Origin of the sequence: Rhodococcus sp. C-2, assembly GCF_027854095.1 — a bacterium.
Taxonomy (GTDB): domain Bacteria; phylum Actinomycetota; class Actinomycetes; order Mycobacteriales; family Mycobacteriaceae; genus Rhodococcus_F; species Rhodococcus_F qingshengii.
This window is the reverse complement of record NZ_JAQGFI010000003.1, coordinates 248,040-269,284: the sequence shown is the minus strand read 5'-3', so window position 1 is coordinate 269,284 and position 21,245 is coordinate 248,040. Positions and strand designations below refer to the sequence as shown.

Below are 21,245 nucleotides of genomic sequence, written 5' to 3'. Positions count from 1 at the left end.
ATGGGCCCCGATCATTCGGCACCGGCGGCTCGTCCTGTCACGCGGTCCCGAAACTCGCGGAACGCTTGGAAACCACCGGTGAGCGCCCGCGCCAGTTCCTCGGCGCTGTCGACCCAGACGACGTCCTCCAACTCGGAAACGTCGTCGGGCTCGTGATTGCGCTGGGGAACGAGAAACGTCGGGTCACCCTGAGGGTTGACGATCAGGAACCCAGCCGCCGCGCAGAGGTCGTAGACGAACGCGCACTCGGCAGGCGACAGCGTCGCGTGGAAGATTCCACCACTGAGTGGATCGCTCTGCTCGAGCGAGTCGAGATGAAGGTCGGAGAAGGCCCCGTCGATCGTCAATGCCCTGTCGTCACGGTCGACGATCTCGCCTCCGTACGGGCTCTCGACCACGCGCAGCCCGTGCTGATCGAGGAAAGCGGCGACCGCCGCCCGATCAACATCGAGTTGCACGTCCTTCGTCACCCGCATGAAGTGCAGCGAGAAACCCATCGATCCCCCTCGTCCATTCGCGACGCACGTGATGCGCTCGCCAGTACCTCGACAGCCGAGAAGCGTCAAAACTACCTCTCGAGTAGGGTCCGGATCGCCTCGACCACTTCGGCAGGCGCCTCTTCTGCCATGAAGTGACCTGCGGACAGCGTGCGGTGCTCGAGATCGGGCGCCCACGCTTTCCACAGGGCCTCGGCGTCGTAGCCGAGCATCGAGCCCCAGTCCTGCTGAATGACCGTGACCGGCATGTGCAGTTGGTTGCCCGCCTCCCGATCGGACTGATCGTGTTCGATGTCGATGCCTGCCGACGCCCGGTAATCGGCAACGATCGACGGCACCGCCTCCCGTGAGGCGCGCAGGTATTCCGCCCGCACGTCTACCGGAATCGCTTCGCGGTTCTGCGTCCACACGTCGAGAAAGTACTCGAAGAACGCATCGGCGCTGGCGCTGATCATCTGCTCGGGAAGACCAGGTGGCTGAGCCATGAGATAGAGATGGAACGCCACAGCAGCATTCGATCCATGCAGGATGTCCCACATATCCAGGGTGGGGAGCACGTCCAGCGAGCCGAGTTGCGTGATCACATCCGGATGATCCAGCCCCGCTCTGACGGCAACCAGTGCGCCACGATCGTGGCCGACGAGGGCGAACTTCTCGTGTCCCAATTTCCTCGCCACCTCGACGATGTCGGCAGCCATTGTTCGTTTGGAGTAGGTGTCCGGGTTTTCCTCGACCGGTTTGTCGCTGGCTCCGTATCCGCGGAGATCCGGGCAGATGACGGTGTGATCCGACGCCAAGGCAGTGGCTACGTGACGCCACATGAGGTGAGTCTGAGGGAAGCCGTGCAGAAGGACGAGTGGTGTTCCGCTTCCGCCGACCGCGACGTTGAGCCGCACTCCGCCTGCTGTGGAAATCTGCTGGTAGTCGAAGCCTGGAATGGTGATAGTCATCGATCGCTCTCGTTAGTTGGGGTGATGGCAGGTCGGGGTGATGGCAATCAGCTTCGCCGCAGTCGATGAGCATTCGATGAGCGCGATAGCGTGGGGAAATGCGAGACCACACATTTGAAGCCCCGGCTTTCGGAGTGCTCGGACCCGTGGTCGCGTGGAACGAGTCTTCACACCAGATCGATCTGAAGGGTCCACGACACCGAGCGGTCCTCGCTCGTCTCGTCGTCGCCCGCGGACGTGTTGTTCCCGTGGACGTGATTGTCGACGACCTCTGGGTCGATCCTCCGTCCGGCGCTACCAGCGCAATACGTACGTTCGTTTCCGCTTTGAGGCGTGCGCTCGAACCGGATCGCGCGCCGCGAAAGAAGCCGAAAGTCATTGTCACCGAAGGGCCCGGTTACGCCTTTCATGCAGCACCCGACGCGGTCGACGCTTGGGAATTCGAAAGACTGGTGCGAGAAGCCGCAGATTCGACGCCGGCGCAATCACTCGAACTGCTCCGAACCGCGCTGCAACTGTGGAGAGGGCCGGCCTACGCGGAGTTCGCCGACGAGCCTTGGGCCCGAACGGAGCGATCACGCTTGGAGGAACTGCGTCTGACTGCCGTCGAACGCTTGGCATCCGCGCAGCTCGATCTCGGGCGAGCTGCCGAAGCGATTCCCGATCTGGATGCCCACGTGACGGAACACCCTTGGCGCGAGGAGGGTTGGCGACTACTCGCTCTGGCGCTGTACCGGTCCGATCGTCAAGGCGATGCTCTGGCAGTCCTACGTCGCGCACGGAAGTTACTCGCCGAAGAGTTGGGCATCGACCCTGGTCCACGACTGAACGACCTCGAGTCCGACATTCTCCGCCGGGAAACCCGCCTGGATCCTGCAGGGGCAGAACAGATCTTCAGTCAGGTTTCGGCAGCGTACGACCGGACCGTAGCGGCAGGATCGAAATCGAGATTGGAGTCAACCGTCGGCCTCCTCCGAAGTTTGGCAGTTGCGGGCGGAAGCGGACTCGAGACTGCCCGAAACCAACGACTGACAATCATCGGCGCCGCTGAACAATTGGACGACGTCGAACTCACCGCGCGGATCATCGGCAATTACGACGTGCCCGGGATCTGGACGCGATCCGACGATCCTCGGCAGGCTACGCAGATCGTCGAGGCCGCTCAGCGCACTCTCGATCGACTTCCGGCCGGCAACGAACCCGCTCGGGCGAGACTGTTAGCGACAATCGCACTCGAATCGCGCGGACTGCCCGGTCATCACGGTCTCGAATGTGCCCGTGCCGCAGTACAGATCGGTCGCGCTCTCGACGATCCAGGGCTCCTGGCCTTCGCTCTGAACGGATTGTTCATGCAGACGTTCTGGACTAACGGTCTGGCCTCCGAGCGCGACGACATCGGCCGTGAACTGGTCGACCTCGCCATTCGACACGGCCTGGCTACCTTCGAGATCCTCGGCCATCTGATCCGCATGCAAGCCCTCAGCGCCCTTGGGCAATTCGATGCAGCCGAGCTACATTCCGAGACGGTTGATCGATTGGCCGGACGTCACGAACGCCCGTTGGCAGCGGTGTTCACCACCTGGTTTCGCGCTATGCGTACTGCCGCTGCCGGCGCGGCGGCCGCGCACTGCGAGAAGCTGTACGAAGCTGCGGCGGTCAATCTTTCCGATGCCGGCATGCCGGGTCTCGCGGACGGCATACTCCCTCTCGCAATTCTCGCCCTCCGCGTATGGCGGGGACTGCCGGCGATTTTCGACCCGACCACGCAGTGGGGCCCCTACGAACCCTGGGCCCGGCCACACCTGCTCATCGCACAGGGGCAGACGAACGAAGCAGCGAAGGCCGTCGAGGCATTGCCGGACCCGCCCGAAGACCTACTCTCCGAGGCACTGTGGTGCTTGACTGCCGCAGCGGCGACTGCAGTCGGCGACCGTCGAGTCAAGGAGCGTGCGCGAGCGGCGCTCCTACCTGCCGCCGCCGAAATAGCCGGCGCCGGAAGCGGAATGCTCACCGTGGGACCCGTCTCGCACTACCTGGCCGAATTGGAGCAGGGCTGAACCGTCAGGTGAATGCAATCACCGTCTCACCCCACGCCTCCCGGATCTCGCGGTCGAGATCAGCGACGACGGCATCGCGTTTGTCGATCAACAGTGTCGAGCGTGTGTCGGTGTCGTAAGTGGGCCACCCCGGGTCCGCACCCAGTTCGCGATCGTCCCCGGCGTCGTAATCGCCTGCAGCTCTGGCAAAGTCCAACCACCTCGCCTGCATGCGCTCAGAGACATGACGCGCCGCGCTCAAGCCACCCAACTTGTAGGTGATGTCTCGTGCCCCGTGGTTGATGTTGCCGAAGACGTAGGCAAGTTCGGTGCCGTGGGTCGCACCGATCTTCAGCGCCTTGAGCATCGGCGGCGCGTAGTCGAAGCGATACAACCACGTCGGCGCAACCTTGCTGTGAGCCTCGGCGATCCACAACGTAGGCAGCCGGAATCCGAAATCACGGGTCAAACCGAGACCGGCGCCCAGCTTGGACAGTCCCGAATACGCGCCTTCGATTTGAGAATGATCCGGTAGCTCGAGTCCTGGATGCTCGTCGGCGATCTCCGCGAACATCGACGTGATCACGACGGGATCGATCGGCATCAACGGCGACTTCATCATCCGGAAGAGCGAAGATTCGTCCTTGTTGGTTCCGATGATCAGCGGAATCGGGTGTGCATTGCCGTGACGGAACGCGCGCACCGGGTAGTCAGGGAGCAGATCACCGTCGACGATCGGCGCGAACGCCAAAGTGCCAGGCGTCTCCTGGGGGACGCGAGCAAACAGTTCGTCTGACGGCCCGATCAAGTCTTCGGCAGACGTGGACCGCAACAGACCCAGATCGCCTCCGCCGCTGAAGATCTCGAGGAACAGCTTCGCGACGATCTCACCACGTTCACTACCGTACACCGAAGTGGCGGGCGAACTTTCGGCAATAGCGCGATGAAACAGGCCGCGAGCGGACGGGACGGTCATCAGCGTCGTCACCGCGCCGCCACCTGCCGACTCGCCGAACAACGTCACTTTGTCGGGATCGCCACCGAAAGCCGCGATGTTGCCTTGAACCCATTGCAGCGCTGCAATCATGTCGCGGAGAGCGACATTGGGCTCGAAGGTATGTTCACTCGAATTGAAGGACGAGAAATCGACGAAGCCGAACACACCGATGCGGTAGTTGATCGAGACGACGACAACGTCGCCGTTCTCAGCCAATGTGGTTGCGTCGAAAAGTGGTTGGCTGGACGCTCCGCGGAAATACGCTCCGCCGTGAATCCAGACCATCACCGGTTTACCCGGCGCATCAGAACCGACGGCGCCCGGTGCCCACACGTTGAGGAACAGGCAGTCTTCGTCCATCGGAACGTTCTCACCGAGCGGGATCATCGCGAGTCGACTTTGCGGCTCACACGGCCCGAATTCTGTTGCGTCCTGGACCTCGGTCCAGGGCTTCGGCGGAACCGGCGCGCGAAATCGCAGCGGACCGACCGGAGGTGCCGCGTAACGAATCCCCTTCCAACTCGACACCGAGCCTTCCGTCGATCCTCGAACCGGCCCGTACGTTGTCTCGACTACCGGCGCTTCGCTGGGTGTGATCGTCATTCGATTTCTCCTCGAAAACAAGTTGCTACTTCGACAGGGCTTCGACAACGTGCGAGAGTTCCAATGCTGCCAGCATCAGGAACAAAACGGTCATGATTGCTGCATTGTGGCGGATCAGAGTGCTTTTGGTGGCGCTCAGTGCATCGGTCACCTTCGCCGGGGGCACGGCAGCCAATGCTGACAGCACGATCAAAGCGATGGACGCCCCTACCGCGAACAGGACGGAATACGCGATCACTGATACCCAGCCGAGGTGCCCGCCACCGATGATCGAACCTGCCTTGAGTTCGAGCGGCAGGTTCTTCGCGTTGGGTACGGTCAACAACAGTCCCAGGACCGCAGCTTTGCCCGGTTGCATCGAGTCGATCTGCGCCAGCCACGACGGCATCGCCGGCTCGGCATCGTCTTTCGGACGGCCACGCCAACTCGAGTACGCGAGCGCCAGAAAACCGACAGTGAACACGACGGCGAACACCGTCTGGACGGTATGCGCGCTGCCGCTGGACTTCGATTCCACTCCGGTGGTCGAGAGTGCCGTCGCTGCTGTGATCGCTGCCGCGGCCAGCACGATGCTCGCGGTGTACGCGAATGCATTTGCCTTCGCCCGAGTGGACAGCAGGATCGCGATGATCGCAACCAGAGGAATCGGGCTGATGACGACGCCGGTGGCGAGTGGGATGAGCTGCGCAGTAATCGATTCCATTTCTGCGACCGTACAAGCGGCCAATCCGGCCATTGGCGAAACGTTCGGCCTCCACGACATCGCCACTCACGGTGTCACAGAAGCACGGCTGTGAGGACCACCCGGTCTTCCTCTTCGACAAGTTCGAGGGACGTTACCGTACCGGCGAGCGATTCAAGCCCGATCCCTGAGTCCCGTGCCACCGGCATCCGACCCGGCGAACTGATCCGCACTACTACCGCCCGAGCATCGGCGAGTGTCACCTCGAGGAAGACGGGCCCTCCTGCACCGTGTTTCACGGCGTTGGTCAGTCCCTCCGACAGGATCTCCACCACGCTGTCGAGCCGAGCGGAGCCGGAACCGATCACCGCCCAGACTTCGTCGTCGACGTGACTGACGACCGGAATTGCGTAGCGCCACACCGTGACAAGATCATCGATACGCTTTCGGGCATCGGAGTCAGCCGGCTGATCGGATGACGCAGACAGGTCGCTTTCCAAGCCGTCGAGAATGTGGGCAATGGTTGCCGCAACATCGACTGGGCGACCGGCAACGGCGCCCGAAGACCATGCGGCCGCTACGAGTTCGCCCTGCACCGACGAGTGCAACAACCTGGCCAGTCCGCGTCGGGTGTGCATGAGCTCGGCATGGATACGAGCTGCATCGAGCGCTTGCCGGCGCAGGGCGCTGCGGAGTTGACGCTCCTCGTCCTGACGCTGCGTATCCGCAGCCCTGATCAGACAGACGGACAGCGCAACCAACGGGTAGACGGCCATCGACGAGAGATAGAAAGTCGGGGTACGGCCGAACACCGTCAGGAGCAGCCACGTCGCGGTACTGCTGATCAGCGCACTCGAGCAGTACACCGCAGAAAGAGTCGCGATCCGTCTCAGAGGGCCGTCTCCGCTGCTGACAACTCGGCGAGCGCACGCATTGCCACCGACGAAGAGCCAGAAACCGACGCCGAGCTGGACCGCCGTGAACGTCACGCCGTAAGTCGTGAGCAGGTAGACGGTCACCAGTGCCGTGTACGCGAACACCGGTACGTACAGTGGCGCCGGTTCAACGCTGCGTACGACGCCGATCAGTCGATCTCTCGCCGTCAGCCGCACAGTCGGCGTCGGTGATTCGATCGGGGGAATCTCCCGGAACAGTCGATGACTCATCGGGCGAACCACGTCGTCGGAGATTCGCTTCAAGAGCGCTGCTCCTCGTACTCCCTCGAGTTCCGTTTCAGCAACCGCGTGCATGACCGTCTCGATACTGCGCTCGAGCTCTCGCCGACACTGCGCACGGGTTTGGTCGAGGCGGAATCGATCCCGGGTCTGTTGGAGTTGGACGGCGGCCCCGGCAACCTTCAAACTCCGTTGCAGCGCGAGGCGGTCACGGAGAGCGCTTACCAGTACGGCGGTCAACGACAAGAAGACAACGCTGCACACGACGTTGAGTCCCACCCGGACGAGCATCGGTCTGGGGTCGACGGGGAGTTCGAGCGAGCGGGTGATCGCGTCGAGGACGAACGGGCGGATCGCGCCGATCATTGCGAACAGGGCCAGGGCTGCGAGCTGCGATCGGTGTGCTGCAAGAACAGCCCTCGCCATCAGCAGCATCACCCCGACGACGCAGTGGGTCGCGAAGGCGCCGACTGCCATCACGCCTACTTCGCGCACCCCGGTACACAGGTAGTAGTTGGCCATCACGGTCACCGCGAACGGCAGCGTCAGAATCCAGGACCACTTGGTGACGATGTTCCGATCACCGAGTCGAAGCCACCACTCGCGCGGGTTCACACCGAGTCGGTCACTTCGGGCACACCGAAATGGCGGATGAAGATACTCGCGGCAAGCACTCGCGGATTGGTGGACGAGTCGTGCGTCAATCCCAGGCTCTCGAGAGTGCGCGCGATGAGCTTCTCCACACCTCGGATCGAGGACCCACGATGCGCTGCGATTGCGCTGTTCGACCACCCGAGCGAGATGTAACGCAGAAGATCGAGCTGTGATCTGGTGAGGCTCGACAAGGCGGAGTCCGGATCACTCCCGAGCGCCGGTGGCTCGGTTTCCGTCAACGCGGCCTCCACTACGCCGATCAACTGATCCGCCGACTGGACAGCCGCCTTGTCCACGAACAGCGATTTCGGCGGCACACCCGCAGAACCTGGCGCTGTCGATGCGTTGGGGTAGTTCGTCAGGAACACGATCGCGCAATGCGGAGCCTTCACGGTGACGATGTTTGCGAGATCGACGCCGTTCGGCCGCACGCCAAGGTCGATGTCCGTGACCAAGAGGTCAGGATCGAATCCGTCGAACTCCGTGAGCGCTTCGACCGCCGATCCGGCCGTATGGACCACGAACCCGGCGTGTGTGAGCGTGTCACCGACGAGCGCACGCATCAGTGGTTGGTCTTCCACCACCAACACCCGTCGCACCCACTGGCTGGTCTCCATGACCAGAGATTAACCGTTGGGAGAGTGCGTATTCGACCGAGCAGGTGGTGACGGATTCCGAGTAACACGGCAGTTATCAACCAGGCGGGTTCCAAGCATTTCGCCCGATATGTCCCAAGCGTCGGAGCGCAGGGTGTTCCGAGTACACACCCCTTCGACCATCAGGACGGGCCATGACCGCACCGATCACCCCGAAGAACACCGCAGTACGACGAGCCACTTTGCTGGCAGTATGCGTGAGCACCGCAATGCTCATGCTCGACATCGCCGTCGTCAACACCGCCCTGCCGTCGATCGCATCCGATCTCGATACCGGAGTCAGCGCCCTGCAATGGGTGATCGACGCGTACACGCTGGCATTGGCGACGGTGGTTCTCAGCGCCGGATCGTGGGCAGACCGACGGGGTCGACGCCATGTTTTCATCATCGGCATCCTGTGGTTCACCACGGCATCTCTGTTCTGCGCTCTGGCGCCGAACATCTGGGTGCTCGACCTCGCGCGGGCCGCTCAGGGTATCGGCGGTGCCGTACTCTTCGCCTGCTCACTTGCCTTGCTGGCGGACGTGTTCGAGAAGGGTCCCCAGCGCGCGACTGCTCTGGCTGCCTACGGCGCCACGATCGGGGGCGCGTTTGCCGTCGGCCCACTGGTGGGCGGGTTGCTCACCGAGTTGTTGGATTGGCGCGCAATCTTTTTGATCAACGTTCCGATCGGGTTGATCACACTGGCGATGACGGTGCGGTGGGTTCCCGAGTCACGCGATCCTCGACCTCGCGGCGCGGACGTGCCCGGGCAGATTCTGGTGTCCACCGGCCTGGCAGCTCTGGTGTTCGGTTTGTTACGCGGTAACGAGGATGGGTGGTTCGAGCCGCAGCCGATGATCGCCGCGGTGATCGCCGCGGCCGCCATGATCGGTTTCTCCCTGCACGAGCTTCGTACCACCGAGCCCATGCTGCCCCCGCATCTGCTCGCCAATCGGGCCTTCGCCGGAGCGCAGATCGCAGCGTTCTCGATCTCCGCCTCCCTGTTCGCGGTGTTCGTCTACACGACCATCTACCTGCAGAACGTGCTGCATCTGTCTCCCGTGGACGCCGGCCTGGTGTATCTACCGGCGACGATAGCGATGTTCGTCGTCGCGGGAACCACCGCGAAATTGGACGGGCGCATCCCCGTCTCGGTCTCGTTGACGTGCTCGCTTCTACTCGTCTCGGTGGGGCTGGTCATGATGACCGTCGTCGACGTGACCAGTTCGCCGTACGCGATACTTCCCGGATTTGTTGTCGCGTGCGTGGGGGCCGGGGTGTTCAACCCCGTCATGAGTGGGTTGGTTCTGGGCGAAAGCACTTCGAACCATTCCGGATTGGCCGCAGGGATCAACGACGCGTTCCGGCAGACCGGCATCGCAGTCGGGGTTGCCGTGCTCGGCGCCTTCCTTCCGGCGCAGTCGATGCTGCCCGGCGGATCACCGGACGACTTTGTCGGTGGACTTCGGTTGGCACTGTTTGTCGCAGCCTTCATCGCAGCTCTCGGTGCGTTGGTCTGTGCGGCGACGCTGCGCACTACCGGCGTCAACCAGACTCTTTCCGAGGAATCCGAGCAGATGTTGACGAGAACTAGTTGACCGTTTTGTCCTGCATGTATGAATTTCGCTCCTTAGAATCGAACCGTCCTGCGTCCGCAGGTACGAGGGGAAACGGATGATCTATCGACTGCTCGGGCCGTTGGAGGTCGCACGGGGTCCGGCGACGAGCGACGTGATCGATCTGGGCCCTCGAAAACAACGAACGGTCCTTGCCGTTCTACTGCTCAACCGTGGTCGCGTCGTCTCCACCGACCGGCTGATCGATGCTCTCTGGCACGACGACGCACCGGCGAGTGCGATGGCAAGCATCCAGGCGTATATCTCCAACCTGCGCCGAGCGCTACGCGTCGAAACCGGTACGGCGTCACCGATAGTGCGTCAATCGCCGGGCTATGTCCTCGAGGTAGCTCCGGCAGACGTCGATCTGTCGGTGTTTCTCGACGACGCCGAAACGGCGCGACAACACGCTGAGAACGAACGGTGGCAGGAGGCTTTGACGACCGCTGACCGTGCCCTCGCCTCGGTCCGGGGGCAGCTTCTGGACGACCTGAACGACGCGCGCTGGGTGGAGGTGGAAGCCGCAGCCTTCGAGGAAGTGCGGACCGAGTGCCGGGAGACCCGGATAACGGCGCTTCTGGCTCTGGGGCGCCTGGCACCCGCGCTGGTCGAAGCTGCTCAACTCTGTGGCGAGTACCCGTTCCGCGACCGGACCTGCTGGCTGCGAATGGTTGCCCTGCATCGGGCGGGCAGGTCACCGGAAGCCTTGGAACAGTTTCGATTACACGCGTCTCGGCTCGACGCCGAGCTGGGACTGGAGCCCGGCGGGGAGCTGACAGCATTGCAAGGCGCGATCCTGCGCCACGAACCCGGCCTGGCCGCCTGGCCGCGCACTCCGGGATGGACGGGGGCCGAACAAGTGTCGGTCCCGGCTTCTCCCCCAGCCGTAGCAGCGATGCCCGAGACGGATTCCTCACGCTTGTTCGTCGGGCGCGACGCTCAGACGATTGTCGCCGACAAGATGCTCGACGACGTTCGCCGTGGCTCACCTCGCTGGTTGATCTTGACCGGCCCCGCCGGCATCGGCAAGACACGATTCGCCGAGGAGTGTTCGTCGAGAACAACGTCCATTCGAGGAGCCACCGTCTGGGCACGTTGCCCGGAGGACGACGGAACGCCGCCGTGGTGGCCGATCCGCCGACTGGTTCGGGAACTCGGAGCCGACGCCGATTTCGTACTGACGCCGCCGACGGACATCGATCCGGACGAAGCGAGATTTGCCGTCTACGAACGGGTTCGCACCACCATCGAAGCTGCGGCGAAAGATGCACTGTTGACCGTCGTCATCGACGACATTCAATGGGCCGATCCCACGTCCCTTCGTTGCCTGACCTACCTGGTCGGCGCAATGACCAGTGCCAGAGTCTGGTTCGTGTCGACGCTCCGAGACTCGGAAGTCGGGCCGGCAGTGCGCAAGTTCGAGGAAGCCGTACTCCACGGCGAAGGAAACCGAACCATGATTGTGCCGGCGCTCGCGCAGGGCGAGGTTGCAACACTCGCAAGGTGCGTCTCCGGGGACACGCTCGACGACGCGGAGGCGCGAACCCTGGCGGAACGAACCGGCGGCAACCCGCTGTTCGTCTCGGAGTACGCCAGGCTTCCCCGGAACGAGCGACTGGGCGACGGCATCCCCGTCGCCGTTCGATCTGTCCTCGGTCGACGGCTTGCCGCAGTGGAACCGGCAGTGTTGCACGCTCTTCGGGTTGCCGCAGTTATCGGCGACGCCATCGAGGTGTACACACTGGCCGCAGCCACCCGTCTCGATGTCGACACTCTCGCCGACCATCTCGACGCGGCTGCTGATGAACGAATCATCGTCGCGGACTCGGCAAACGGCGGTTACGTCTTTGCTCACGGCCTTCTCCGAGACGAAGTCCTCGAAGCGATACCCACGCTTCGTCGCCAGCGGATACATGCCCGAGTTGCCGAAGTGCTCGAAAATTCCTCCGATCCGGACCGGCTGAGCCGCCGCGCGCAACATCTGATGTCAGCACTTCCCCTGGTCGATCCACTCGTCGTTCTGGAGGCATGCACGGCTGCAGCTCAGGATGCGACCGATCGGTGGAGTTCGGAGACCGCGGCCGAGTGGTGGGAGGCAGCTGTCCGCGCGTTCGACTTACTTCCCGTGTCCCAGCAATCCGCTGACGATCGGGACGACCTGCTGGTGGCCAGAGTCGAGGCCCTCGCCCGCGCAGGTCGAGGGCAGACAGTTCTCGACGTCGTCAATGCCGGTCTCCTCGAGGCTGTTCGGGAGGGGCGAACCTCCGCCGTCGGACGACTGGCAGGCGCATTACTTCGGGCCGCCGGTGCGTGGCCGTGGGTTTCCTACGGTACCGATCCGGGACCACTGCTCGAACGGCTCGCGGCGGTCGAGCCCTTGGTCGAGAACGACAGGTCAGCTCACGCACGGGTTCTTGCTGCGCTGGCGGTGGGAAGTTGCTACCACCCCGAAGCCGAGATCCCGAATCGATGGAGCGCCCGTGCTCTCGACATCGCCCGCGAACTCGACGATCCGGATGTGATCGCGGACGCGCTGCTCGGACGGATTCTGCTTTTCTCCGGAGTCGCGGTGCACAGCGCGGAGTCCATGCGCCTACTGCGCGAGCTTTTCGAACTGCCGCACCAACAATCGCGTGTCGACAGCGTCGTCGCACACGCCGTCGCGAGCATGACGGAGATGAATCTGGCCAATGTCGATGCCGCCGTCAAACACGTCAGGCAGGGGATCATCGGCTGCGAGCTACTGAGACTCCCGGTGGTTCGGGTCCAATTACGCTGGATGGAAGCAACTCTCGCCGAATGGTACGGAGACTTCGCGCAAGCCCGACGGCAGTACGAGACGGCCAGGCAGATCCATCTGCAAACGGAGTTGTACACGGCTGGCAGCGCAGATCTGGCGTTCAACACTCTGGAATGGGAGCGAGGTGCGTTGGCAGAATCTGATCCCGGTGTCGTGGAACCTGATTCGTGGACCATCGCCATCGACGCCGCCCGAGGCGAGCGCGAGGCCACTTCCGAAGGCATCAAGAAGTGGCTGATCAATCGCGGGCCACAGACGTGGACGACATTGGGACACCAGACACTACTTGCACGCGTCGTGGCAGATCTGGAACTGGTCGAATACGCCGACACGTTCATCGACCTACTCTCGCCACACACCGGCTGCATCGCAACGGTGGGCCATGTCGGTGAACTGGGCTCGGTCGCCGAAGCCTCCGCGCGTCTGCACGCGCTTCTCGGTCACGTCGAGCAGGCATCGACTCTCCTGGATCAGGCCGAGAAGATCGCAACTGGCTCCGGCGGAGCACCAACACTGCTGCGCTGTCGACTGCTTCGGGCGCAGCTCCGAGAGCCGTCCGCCGAACGTGAACGGGAGCTGACGGAAGTGGCGGCCGAATCGGAGACACTCGGCATGCGGGGCGTAGCTGAACGAGCGCGATCGACATGGCCCTGAACTGCGAGAATGCGCTTGGATAAAACTTGGATCCGCTCGGGATACATACGTCAAGAACCACCCAAGCCTGTTCGGACATCCTTCCCTTGACCGAAAGACGGATGAGGAAAGGAAGACCATGAACCTTCAGACCCCCACGCTCGACGCCGCGGTCGAATCACTGCGCGCAGAGGTGACCGGCTCCGTTTCCCTGCCTGGCGAAACGGGATACGAGTTGGCGATTCCGTGGAATGCAGCGGTTCCCGTCGCGCCTGGCGCTGTGGTGGCAGTCGAGAGCGCGCAAGACATTGCCGCAACGGTGCGATTCGCGGCGAAGTTGGGTCTGCGCGTCGGTGTTCAGCGCACCGGCCACGGCGCGGTCCCTCTCGGCAGTGACGTTCTCCTCGTCCACACCGGCAGGCTCACGGAGTGCGTCGTCGACCCCGAAAACCGCACTGCCCGAATCGGCGCGGGCTTGATCTGGCAGGACGTCATCGACGCTGCCGCACCCCACGGCTTGGCGCCACTGGCAGGTTCTTCACCCACTGTCGGAGTCGCCGGCTTCCTCACCGGCGCCGGCATCGGCCCGATGGTGCGCACGTACGGGCTCTCGTCGGATCACGTTCGTTCGTTCGACATCGTCACCGGCAGTGGCGAACTCATTCATGTCACCCCCGACGAACATGCCGAATTGTTCTGGGGACTGCGCGGCGGCAAGGCCACACTGGGCATTGTCACAGCCATCGAGATCGACCTACTACCGGTCACCCACTTCTACGGCGGTGCACTCTATTTCGACGGCGCAGATGCAAGCGCGGTCGCGCACGCCTGGCTGGACTGGTGCGCCGACCTGCCTGAGCACAGCTCGACCTCTCTTGCCTTTCTGCAACTTCCACCCCTTCCACAGGTTCCGCCACCGCTGGCCGGCAGGCTCACCGTCGCGGTCAGATTCGCAAGTCTTGCCGAGGAATCCGATGCCAAGTCACTGATCGACCGAATCCGTTCAATCGCAACGCCCTTGATCGACGCAGTCGGTGTGCTGCCTTATGCCGCCCTCGGGGCAGTGCACGCCGATCCCGTCGACCCGATGCCGACGCACGAATCCACGGCATTGACCAACGAGCTGTCACACGAGGCCGTCGACGCATTGCTGGCCGCTGCCGGCCCCGGATCCGGTTCACCCCAAACCGTCGTCGAATTACGTCTCCTCGGGGGCGCCCTCGCACGGGAACCTGAGCACCGCAGCGCCTTCTGCCATCGGGACGCTGCCTTCTCGCTGTTCACCGTCGGAGTTCTTGCCCCACCGATGGTCGACGCGGTAGTCCCGCACGCCGAGACTCTCGGACGAACGATGGCGCCATGGACGAACGGGCATGCACTGCCCAACTTCGCGCCGAGCGTCGACCCGGAGAAGATCGCCCGCACCTACGACGAGGACACCGCTCACTGGCTGAGCGCTTTGGCGGACACGCATGATCCGCAGGGAGTCCTGGCCGTCGGTCAGGTCATGCGCCGGATCTCCTGAACTTCGCCAACTCTCGCAACCGGACCAGATCCCAGGCGTGCCGGGGGCGACGGATACCCGGTCGATCTCGGGGGACTCTGACCCTCAGCGCCTGCGGACTGACCGTGCATCTGACCGGAGTTGGCATCACCAGCGCCTCGCCGTCGACGCCGACCGGAATCTCGTCGGTGTCGGCGTCGACGATCACCTCGAATCCGGTGCCCTGAGCCAGACCGTGTTGATGCGCCCGATGGAGCAACCCGATGGCCTGACGGGCACTGCTGACGGAGATCGCGACGATTCCGAGAGTGCCCCGGTCCAATCGCGGCCGATGACCGAGCCCCGCCAGGTCGTTCATCTCGTACGGGCCGTTGCTGACCAGCACAGCCTGCGGACCCACCGCGGACACGCTCGGGGAGCGCGCGGTCAACACCGCTCCGGCACGTCCGGCGAGGAGATCCGGGAGCATCTGCAAGAAGGTGCTGGTCTTGGCGTCGCGGTACTCCGGACTCTGGACTACCTCGGCGTACGCCCCGAACGATGCGTTGTTGACGAAAGTTCGACCGCCGACATTTCCCAGATCCACCGTGACCTCGACGCCGTCGACGAGCGCGTCGAGGCACCGAGATGGATCCTCGAGATCGAGCCCCAGATCCGCGGCGAAGTGGTTGCGCGTTCCCGCGCTGACGACGAGGAAGGGCAGGTCGTGTTCGGCCGCGACAGCAGCAACCAGTGCCTGTGTTCCGTCGCCACCGGCCACACCGAGTAGGTCGGCGCCGTCCGCGACCGCCTGCCTGGCCAAGGCCGTCACGTCGATCTTCTCGGGCCCCTCGAGCAGTGCGACCGTGGCCCCCAGTTCCTCGGCCTTGCGTTTCAAGTCGAACTTCTCGACCTTGCCACCACCGGAGTTCGGGTTCATCACGAAGAACGGCTTGACGGGCGGCGGTGCCGGTCGCTCGACAACCGGCAATTCCTTCTCCTCCCCCGCCAAGGCGGTGCGAGCGCAGATACCGGCTACCACGAACAACCCGATCGCGAGCAATACCACCCACAGGAGTCGTTCTCGGACCAGGAACGTGAGCACCACGATCGGGGTCAGTACCACCACCGCCAACGAGATCCAGCGGAGGAATCCGCGGGTGGTCAGAAACCAGTACACGGCCACGACGCACACGACCACCCCACCGATCCCCAGGATCAGCATGGTCAAGGCTTTCAGTCCGGCGAAGATCAGGAGCACCGCGACTGCAAGAACCAGGGCCGCGAAGGCTGCGCGCGCCAACCAACTCTGTTTCGACGAGGGCCGATCCGTGTGGGCAGAGGTCGTCATCGAGCCACCTCCCCGCGATTGTCATTTCGGCCGGTACTTCGACGCTATCCCTTCGAAGCAGGCCAGTCACCTACCGGCAAGAATCTCGCGATCGCGCACTGCTACTTTATGACGACACCTCGTCATAAAAAGGAGTAACCGTGACAACACCGACGTCCGAAGCGTGGGAATCCGCCGAAGGAACCCTGACCGGCCTTCGGAAAGCCGGACTCCACGGACTGCGTTGGACGGCCTGGTTGGCCGGCGCGACAGGTCTCGCGCAGTTGGTGTCGATCGGGCTGAACTTCACCGACACTGTCAGCGGAATCGTTCCGGCCACGTACCCGCCTGTAGATGTGGCGTGCAGCGTCGTCGCGCTCGTTCTTCTGGTCAGCCTGCTTGTCGGCCGCCCCAACGGTCCCGCGATGTTGTCGAGTCTCGCCCTCCTCATGGCCATGCTGATGGCGCCCACCCTTCACAAACACGCACCCGAGTCGCTCTGGCTGGCGGCGGCACACGCCGTCTCGGTCGTCGCCGTCATCACGCTGTCCGTGATGACTTCGCGGTTCTCCAGTGCCGAGTTGGATCGGTCGTGACACCGGATTCACCCCTCTCGCTTGCAGCTGAGGAATGGATCACTGATCTCACTACCGCGGAGATGGAGCGATTGCGCAAACGCACGACGCTCACACTCGCCGAAGAGCAAGAGGTCTGCCGATCCGTACGCTCGATCGCGCAGCAGATGATGCTCGCACCCGTCTCGATGTGGCAAGGTGATCCGCGCCTTGTTGCGGACCTGTTCGACCTCCCCGTGACCGTGAATCAGACCCAGGAGGATCGACCATGCCGAAGTTGACCGGTGGTGCGACAACCGCTGAGCACAAAATCGCCACCCGAGAAGCCATGTTGGACGCATTCATTCGCGAACTTCACGAGCAGGGTTGGCAAAACGTGAAGCTGCAGACCGTGGCCCAGGCGGCCGGCGTCTCGCGGACAGCGGTGTACAACTACTTCCCCGACAAATCCGCGTTACTGCTCGCCTGGTCCACACGCGAGATGGATAGATTCCTACTCCTGGCCGAGCGTGAACTCGCGGACCGCGAGAATCCTGTGGACCGACTCGAAATCCTCGTCAAACTGACACTCGTCGAGTTCTCACTGCAACGATTCACAGGAATCGCGTTGGTCGAATTGTTGTCAGCGCATGATCGCGAAATTTTCCTCGAACATATTGTCCCGCTGTCGGTTCTGGTCGAACAGCTCGTTCAGGAAGGTGTCGACGCCGGTGTCTTTGTCGATTCCGATGCTGCCGCATCCGCGCAACTCATCCTCGCCTGCGTGGAAAGCCGACGCCCGATGCTCATGGCCGGCGACCGAGTTGACGCCGTCGTAGCGACCACCGTCCCGTTCATCATGCGCGCGTTGGGCGTTGCGTGGCCGACTTCCCTCGCGGCCGAACCCTCCGATCGCTCTGCTCACGATCGGTAGGATCGCAGGTATGCATTTCGACCTCCCGCCCATCGATCAGCAGGCCGAGCGATTGATCGAACTCGGTGTTCACGAGATGGCCGGACTTTCTGCCGGCGATGTCAGGGAGGCCGCAACCGGGCACGGTGATGTCGGACTACTCACCGTGCACGAAAAACTGGCTCCGGCTTCAGTTCTGACTCCGCTGCTCGAGCTCGAGAACAAGCGCGGATTCATAGTTGTCGACATGGCGGACGTCGATCTGTTCGCCCCCACCGAGCAGGCAACGCTGCCCGAAAGCCCATTACATCTGCTCAGTGGAGTCGACCGCGGGGATCACCTGGCCAACTGGAGCCCGGACGAAGCATTGCCCGCAATCGTCGACGCAGACCGTACGCCGCTGACGCTTACCGAAGGCATCCACTGGCTGTTGCAGCGCCCCGACATTCTCGAACGCGGAAAGTGTTTCATGACCATCGGCTCCCGACTGCGCAAACCTGACGGATCCTTCGACACCAGAACTCCCGCCGTGTGGATCAGCAACGGAACCGGTCGCGACGGCAAAGACAACCGCAACGCCCCGAAAGTCGGGTGGTGCTGGTGGGGTAACCGCCACACGTGGTTGGGGTTCGCATCGGCGAGCGACCGGGTACCGCTCCCGAACTAGAGCACGGTTGCGCGGTCGAATCGGTACCGATCCTTCCACGGCATCTCGGCCTCGAGCATTGCAGCGGCAGAAAGTAATTCCGCGTCGCAACCCCATTTCGCCGAGATCATGATGCCGAGTGGAACGCCGTCTTCCGTCCAACCGAGTGGCAGACTGATCGACGGGAAACCGGTTGCATTGGCGACGACGGTGTTTCCGGTGAAAGCGACCATGTCGATCAGTTCGGTCGCGGGGTCTTCGTCGTTGCGCAACTCCCCGATCGCAAGCGGCGGCTTCGTCACAGTCGGAGTGACAACAAGGTCGGCGTCGGCGTAGTCGAGACTCCATCGTCGCGCCCAGGCCTGAACAATTCCGATTGCCGCGGCCAGCTCACCCGAAGGCACCTCGTTTGCTTGAACTCGCAAGTGTTGCACTATCGGACGCAGAAGGTGTTCGTACTCCTCCGGGATCGGCTTGGTTCCCGCCAAAGACGAGAACATCTTGACGAAAGCATCGATGAAAATGTCATCGCGAGCCTGCGGTCGCTCGAACACGTTGTGGCCCAAACCCTCCAGCACAGACCCAACCTTCGATACAGCAGCCGAGAGCTGCGCATCCACGGCTCCGCCGGAGACCGATCCGTGAGCAAGAGCGACGGTCAAGGGGCGAGCCCGAACTCCCCCAGCCTGTACGACGAACTCTTCGAACGACTTCGGCCGAGGCGGGTGGATAGTTCCGGCGCCGGGTCGCGTCGCCAGAACGTCCAGCAGCGCAGCGGTATCGCGAACTGTCCGGGCGATCGGCCCCTTGCTCGCAAATCCGAAGTTGTCATGCCCCGCCACGCCCATCGTGATCAAACCGCGGCTCGGCTTGAGGCCAACGACTCCGCACGTACTTGCCGGCGAACGCAACGAACCGGCGGTGTCACTTCCCTGTGCAAACGGCACCAGACCAGCGCCGACGGCGGCAGCAGCGCCGCCACTGCTGCCGGCGGCACTCCGCGTGCGATCGAACGGGCTGCGAGCAGGCGGAGCGACTTCCGGCTCGGTGTAACAGGCTGCCCCGAACTCGGGCACCGTCGTCTTACCGATGTCGATCAACCCACCTTCTCGGATCGCCTCGACGATCTCGTCGTCAGCGTCCGGCACGAAGTCGCGAAAGAGCGCCGAGCCGAAGGTCGTGCGAATGCCGCGCGTTGCGTCGAGGTCTTTGATTGCCGTCGGAACGCCGAACAGACGCGGAAGGGGCCCGGCGTCCCGCTCGTTCAACCTGCGCTGCGCTTGTTCGGCGAGGGCGACAGCGTGCTCCCCGGCGATCGTCGTGAAGGCGCCGACGTCATCGGCAGTGGTCGCACGGTCGACGAAGTACCTGGTGACTTCGGGAATCGAGACCTGCTTGGCGGCGATCACACCGGCAAGTTCGACGGCAGACAGTTGATGGAGATCGGTCATCGGGCAGCGCTCCTTGGAGGTCGATGGACACTTGTAATTTCGATACGCGTATCGCTATTGTTGTCAGCATGGTATCCGAATCCACCAGCTCTGCAAGGGCTGGTCGACCAAAAGCATTGAGTCACAGACAGATTCTTGATGCCGCGGCAGAGATCGCCGATACGGACGGCCTGGATGCGGTGTCATTTCGAGTGCTCGCCGAACGACTCGGCATATCGCCGATGTCCGTCCACCGCACAACCGGCGGCATCGACGCCTTGAGGCGAGATCTGATCTCGACTCTCGTAGGCGAAGCCGTCTCGTCGATCGACTGGCCGACCGACTGGCGCGGGGTTGCCCGCACGTTCGCCTACGGCCTCCACGACCTCCTGATGCGCCATCCCCTGGTCCTGGAAGCCCATCGGCAGGCATCACTGGAAGCACCCGGGGCCGACGATACCGCCCACCGAGTCGTGAGCGCCCTTTCCTTGGCCGGCCTCGAGGACGAGCAGGCCACGTACGCATACGGCGCGCTGCATGATTTCGTCACCGGACACGTCGCAATTCAATTGGGACGCGGCGCTTTCGACAGCGCACCTGCCGATCGACGCGAGGCATCGGTGTTCGCACTTCATCACGATCCCACCCGAAGGTTCGAGTTCGGAGTCGCCCTCATCCTGGACGGTGTGGCGTCGATCGCGCAGCAAGGAACCACATCATGACGAGCAGCGTGACCACAACCGAAATTCGCGACGCGTCGGGGCGTCGTATCGCATTCTGCGAGTACGGCGATCCGACTGGCAACCCGGTAGTCGTGGCCCACGGATCACCTGGCAGCCGATACGAAGGGCTCTCACTCCACAACGCGTCTTCGACGGCAGGCATACGGCTGATAGTCCCCGATCGACCCGGCTTCGGACGCACGGATCCGTACACGGACAAGGGATTTCATTCCTGGGACGACGACTTCGTCACCCTGGTCGATCACCTCGAGTTGGGCTCGGCCACACTGATGGGTTTCTCCGGAGGCGGCGGTTACGCGCTCGCAGTCGCTGCAGCCGTTCCCGAACGAGTCTCGAAACTGGTGCTGGCGTGCGCCATGATCCCCGGGGCACCGCGAGATACTTTGCGACGCAGAATAAAACTGGTATCTGCGTTGTACTTTGCCGCCACCTGGGCTCCCCGTGTGGCCGGCGCAATGCTCGCAGGAACCGGAGTGTTCTCCAAGCTACGCAGCGACTCAGTCTCGATCTGGCCGGCCGCCGATCAGGCAGTCATGACCGACGAGGTACATCGCCCCGCCCTCCAGTTGGATTCATCCGAAGGGATCGCACAGGGTGGATCCGCAGGGGTTGTCGACTTGGCTCGGTATCGCCTCGAGGTGCCTGGACTCTTCCAATCGATCTCGGTACCAACGGTTTTCCTACACGGAACCGACGACGGAAACGTACCCATCGAAGTAGCCCGCTGGGCACACTCGTTGATTCCCGACTCTCGCTTCGAAGAGATCAACGGAGGCGGCCATCTGTTCGTCGTCGCCGACCCCACTCCACTCCTTCGCGCCCTCGCCTAATTCCCTCTTGACTCGAACGCATGTTCGAGTACCCT

18 protein-coding genes are annotated in these 21,245 nt (G+C 63.1%); 10 read left to right on the top strand and 8 right to left on the bottom strand.

Annotated features, from left to right (window positions below; all coding sequences use genetic code 11):
- Nucleotides 1–11: 11 nt before the first annotated feature.
- Nucleotides 12–497: a hypothetical protein gene (locus PCS43_RS07830; protein ID WP_042922885.1), complete on the bottom strand. Its 486-nt coding sequence runs from the start codon at nt 495–497 to the stop codon at nt 12–14.
- A gap of 71 nt (nt 498–568) precedes the next feature.
- The gene (locus PCS43_RS07825) at nt 569–1,447 is read right to left on the bottom strand and encodes an alpha/beta fold hydrolase (RefSeq protein WP_161120507.1); all 879 of its coding nucleotides are present in this window, start codon (nt 1,445–1,447) and stop codon (nt 569–571) included.
- A 98-nt stretch (nt 1,448–1,545) separates the two neighbouring features.
- Here PCS43_RS07825 and PCS43_RS07820 point away from each other — a divergent pair, with 98 nt between their 5' ends.
- The gene (locus PCS43_RS07820) at nt 1,546–3,504 is read left to right on the top strand and encodes an AfsR/SARP family transcriptional regulator (protein WP_209910408.1); all 1,959 of its coding nucleotides are present in this window, start codon (nt 1,546–1,548) and stop codon (nt 3,502–3,504) included.
- 4 nt (nt 3,505–3,508) lie between these two features.
- Here the strand turns inward: PCS43_RS07820 and PCS43_RS07815 are convergent, their stop codons facing one another.
- The 4 genes from PCS43_RS07815 to PCS43_RS07800 form a co-directional block, all read right to left on the bottom strand.
- Entirely contained in the window at nt 3,509–5,083 is a 1,575-nt protein-coding gene (locus tag PCS43_RS07815) for a carboxylesterase/lipase family protein (RefSeq protein ID WP_047272324.1), read from the bottom strand.
- Nucleotides 5,084–5,108: 25 nt separating this feature from the next.
- Complete coding sequence (locus PCS43_RS07810; RefSeq protein WP_209910412.1) at nt 5,109–5,786, bottom strand: GAP family protein; 678 nt, start codon at nt 5,784–5,786, stop codon at nt 5,109–5,111.
- Nucleotides 5,787–5,860: 74 nt separating this feature from the next.
- Nucleotides 5,861–7,555, bottom strand: a complete 1,695-nt coding sequence (locus PCS43_RS07805) for a two-component system, sensor protein (RefSeq protein WP_209910416.1) — start codon at nt 7,553–7,555, stop codon at nt 5,861–5,863.
- Nucleotides 7,552–8,211 (bottom strand): response regulator, encoded by a 660-nt coding sequence (locus tag PCS43_RS07800; protein WP_058038412.1) that lies wholly within the window; start codon nt 8,209–8,211, stop codon nt 7,552–7,554. Before PCS43_RS07800 ends, PCS43_RS07805 begins: the two co-directional genes overlap by 4 nt.
- 173 nt (nt 8,212–8,384) lie before the next feature.
- Here PCS43_RS07800 and PCS43_RS07795 point away from each other — a divergent pair, with 173 nt between their 5' ends.
- The 3 genes from PCS43_RS07795 (at nt 8,385) to PCS43_RS07785 (ending at nt 14,806) form a co-directional block, all read left to right on the top strand.
- Nucleotides 8,385–9,830: an MFS transporter gene (locus PCS43_RS07795; protein ID WP_209910419.1), complete on the top strand. Its 1,446-nt coding sequence runs from the start codon at nt 8,385–8,387 to the stop codon at nt 9,828–9,830.
- A gap of 76 nt (nt 9,831–9,906) precedes the next feature.
- Entirely contained in the window at nt 9,907–13,302 is a 3,396-nt protein-coding gene (locus PCS43_RS07790; protein WP_209910421.1) for a BTAD domain-containing putative transcriptional regulator, read from the top strand.
- 118 nt (nt 13,303–13,420) lie between these two features.
- Entirely contained in the window at nt 13,421–14,806 is a 1,386-nt protein-coding gene (locus PCS43_RS07785; RefSeq protein ID WP_209910424.1) for an FAD-binding oxidoreductase, read from the top strand.
- Here the strand turns inward: PCS43_RS07785 and PCS43_RS07780 are convergent.
- Entirely contained in the window at nt 14,787–16,115 is a 1,329-nt protein-coding gene (locus PCS43_RS07780) for a diacylglycerol/lipid kinase family protein (RefSeq protein ID WP_136471008.1), read from the bottom strand. The two genes, PCS43_RS07785 and PCS43_RS07780, sit on opposite strands and share 20 nt — an antisense overlap.
- Nucleotides 16,116–16,255: 140 nt before the next feature.
- Here PCS43_RS07780 and PCS43_RS07775 point away from each other — a divergent pair, with 140 nt between their 5' ends.
- Genes PCS43_RS07775 through PCS43_RS07760 form a run of 4 tightly spaced genes read left to right on the top strand, consistent with a single transcriptional unit; the run spans nt 16,256 to nt 18,228 of the window.
- Nucleotides 16,256–16,690, top strand: a complete 435-nt coding sequence (locus PCS43_RS07775) for a hypothetical protein (RefSeq protein ID WP_007730223.1) — start codon at nt 16,256–16,258, stop codon at nt 16,688–16,690.
- Complete coding sequence (locus PCS43_RS07770) at nt 16,687–16,950, top strand: hypothetical protein (RefSeq protein ID WP_007730221.1); 264 nt, start codon at nt 16,687–16,689, stop codon at nt 16,948–16,950. The genes PCS43_RS07775 and PCS43_RS07770 overlap by 4 nt, the downstream gene beginning before the upstream one ends.
- Nucleotides 16,938–17,582: a TetR/AcrR family transcriptional regulator gene (locus PCS43_RS07765; RefSeq protein ID WP_007730219.1), complete on the top strand. Its 645-nt coding sequence runs from the start codon at nt 16,938–16,940 to the stop codon at nt 17,580–17,582. Before PCS43_RS07770 ends, PCS43_RS07765 begins: the two co-directional genes overlap by 13 nt.
- 10 nt (nt 17,583–17,592) lie before the next feature.
- Nucleotides 17,593–18,228 (top strand): DUF5701 family protein, encoded by a 636-nt coding sequence (locus tag PCS43_RS07760; RefSeq protein ID WP_007730217.1) that lies wholly within the window; start codon nt 17,593–17,595, stop codon nt 18,226–18,228.
- Here the strand turns inward: PCS43_RS07760 and PCS43_RS07755 are convergent.
- Nucleotides 18,225–19,658 carry an amidase gene (locus tag PCS43_RS07755; protein ID WP_209910429.1) on the bottom strand — a complete coding sequence of 478 codons (1,434 nt, stop codon included), beginning with the start codon at nt 19,656–19,658 and terminating at the stop codon, nt 18,225–18,227. The two genes, PCS43_RS07760 and PCS43_RS07755, sit on opposite strands and share 4 nt — an antisense overlap.
- Before the next feature lie 116 nt (nt 19,659–19,774).
- Between PCS43_RS07755 and PCS43_RS07750 the strand changes: the two genes are divergently transcribed.
- Together PCS43_RS07750 and PCS43_RS07745 are read left to right on the top strand one after the other, a co-directional pair.
- Complete coding sequence (locus PCS43_RS07750) at nt 19,775–20,359, top strand: TetR/AcrR family transcriptional regulator (protein WP_230359246.1); 585 nt, start codon at nt 19,775–19,777, stop codon at nt 20,357–20,359.
- Complete coding sequence (locus PCS43_RS07745) at nt 20,356–21,210, top strand: alpha/beta fold hydrolase (RefSeq protein ID WP_209910432.1); 855 nt, start codon at nt 20,356–20,358, stop codon at nt 21,208–21,210. The genes PCS43_RS07750 and PCS43_RS07745 overlap by 4 nt, the downstream gene beginning before the upstream one ends.
- Nucleotides 21,211–21,245: the final 35 nt, after the last annotated feature.

Bases quoted from the DNA above. Each gene is read 5' to 3' on its own strand.
- PCS43_RS07830 (WP_042922885.1), bottom strand. From the start codon at position 497: ATGGGTTTCTCGCTGCACTTCATGCGGGTGACGAAGGACGTGCAACTC.
- PCS43_RS07825 (WP_161120507.1), bottom strand. From the start codon at position 1,447: ATGACTATCACCATTCCAGGCTTCGACTACCAGCAGATTTCCACAGCA.
- PCS43_RS07820 (WP_209910408.1), top strand. From the start codon at position 1,546: ATGCGAGACCACACATTTGAAGCCCCGGCTTTCGGAGTGCTCGGACCC.
- PCS43_RS07815 (WP_047272324.1), bottom strand. From the start codon at position 5,083: ATGACGATCACACCCAGCGAAGCGCCGGTAGTCGAGACAACGTACGGG.
- PCS43_RS07810 (WP_209910412.1), bottom strand. From the start codon at position 5,786: ATGGAATCGATTACTGCGCAGCTCATCCCACTCGCCACCGGCGTCGTC.
- PCS43_RS07800 (WP_058038412.1), bottom strand. From the start codon at position 8,211: ATGGAGACCAGCCAGTGGGTGCGACGGGTGTTGGTGGTGGAAGACCAA.
- PCS43_RS07795 (WP_209910419.1), top strand. From the start codon at position 8,385: ATGACCGCACCGATCACCCCGAAGAACACCGCAGTACGACGAGCCACT.
- PCS43_RS07790 (WP_209910421.1), top strand. From the start codon at position 9,907: ATGATCTATCGACTGCTCGGGCCGTTGGAGGTCGCACGGGGTCCGGCG.
- PCS43_RS07785 (WP_209910424.1), top strand. From the start codon at position 13,421: ATGAACCTTCAGACCCCCACGCTCGACGCCGCGGTCGAATCACTGCGC.
- PCS43_RS07780 (WP_136471008.1), bottom strand. From the start codon at position 16,115: ATGACGACCTCTGCCCACACGGATCGGCCCTCGTCGAAACAGAGTTGG.
- PCS43_RS07765 (WP_007730219.1), top strand. From the start codon at position 16,938: ATGCCGAAGTTGACCGGTGGTGCGACAACCGCTGAGCACAAAATCGCC.
- PCS43_RS07760 (WP_007730217.1), top strand. From the start codon at position 17,593: ATGCATTTCGACCTCCCGCCCATCGATCAGCAGGCCGAGCGATTGATC.
- PCS43_RS07755 (WP_209910429.1), bottom strand. From the start codon at position 19,658: ATGACCGATCTCCATCAACTGTCTGCCGTCGAACTTGCCGGTGTGATC.
- PCS43_RS07745 (WP_209910432.1), top strand. From the start codon at position 20,356: ATGACGAGCAGCGTGACCACAACCGAAATTCGCGACGCGTCGGGGCGT.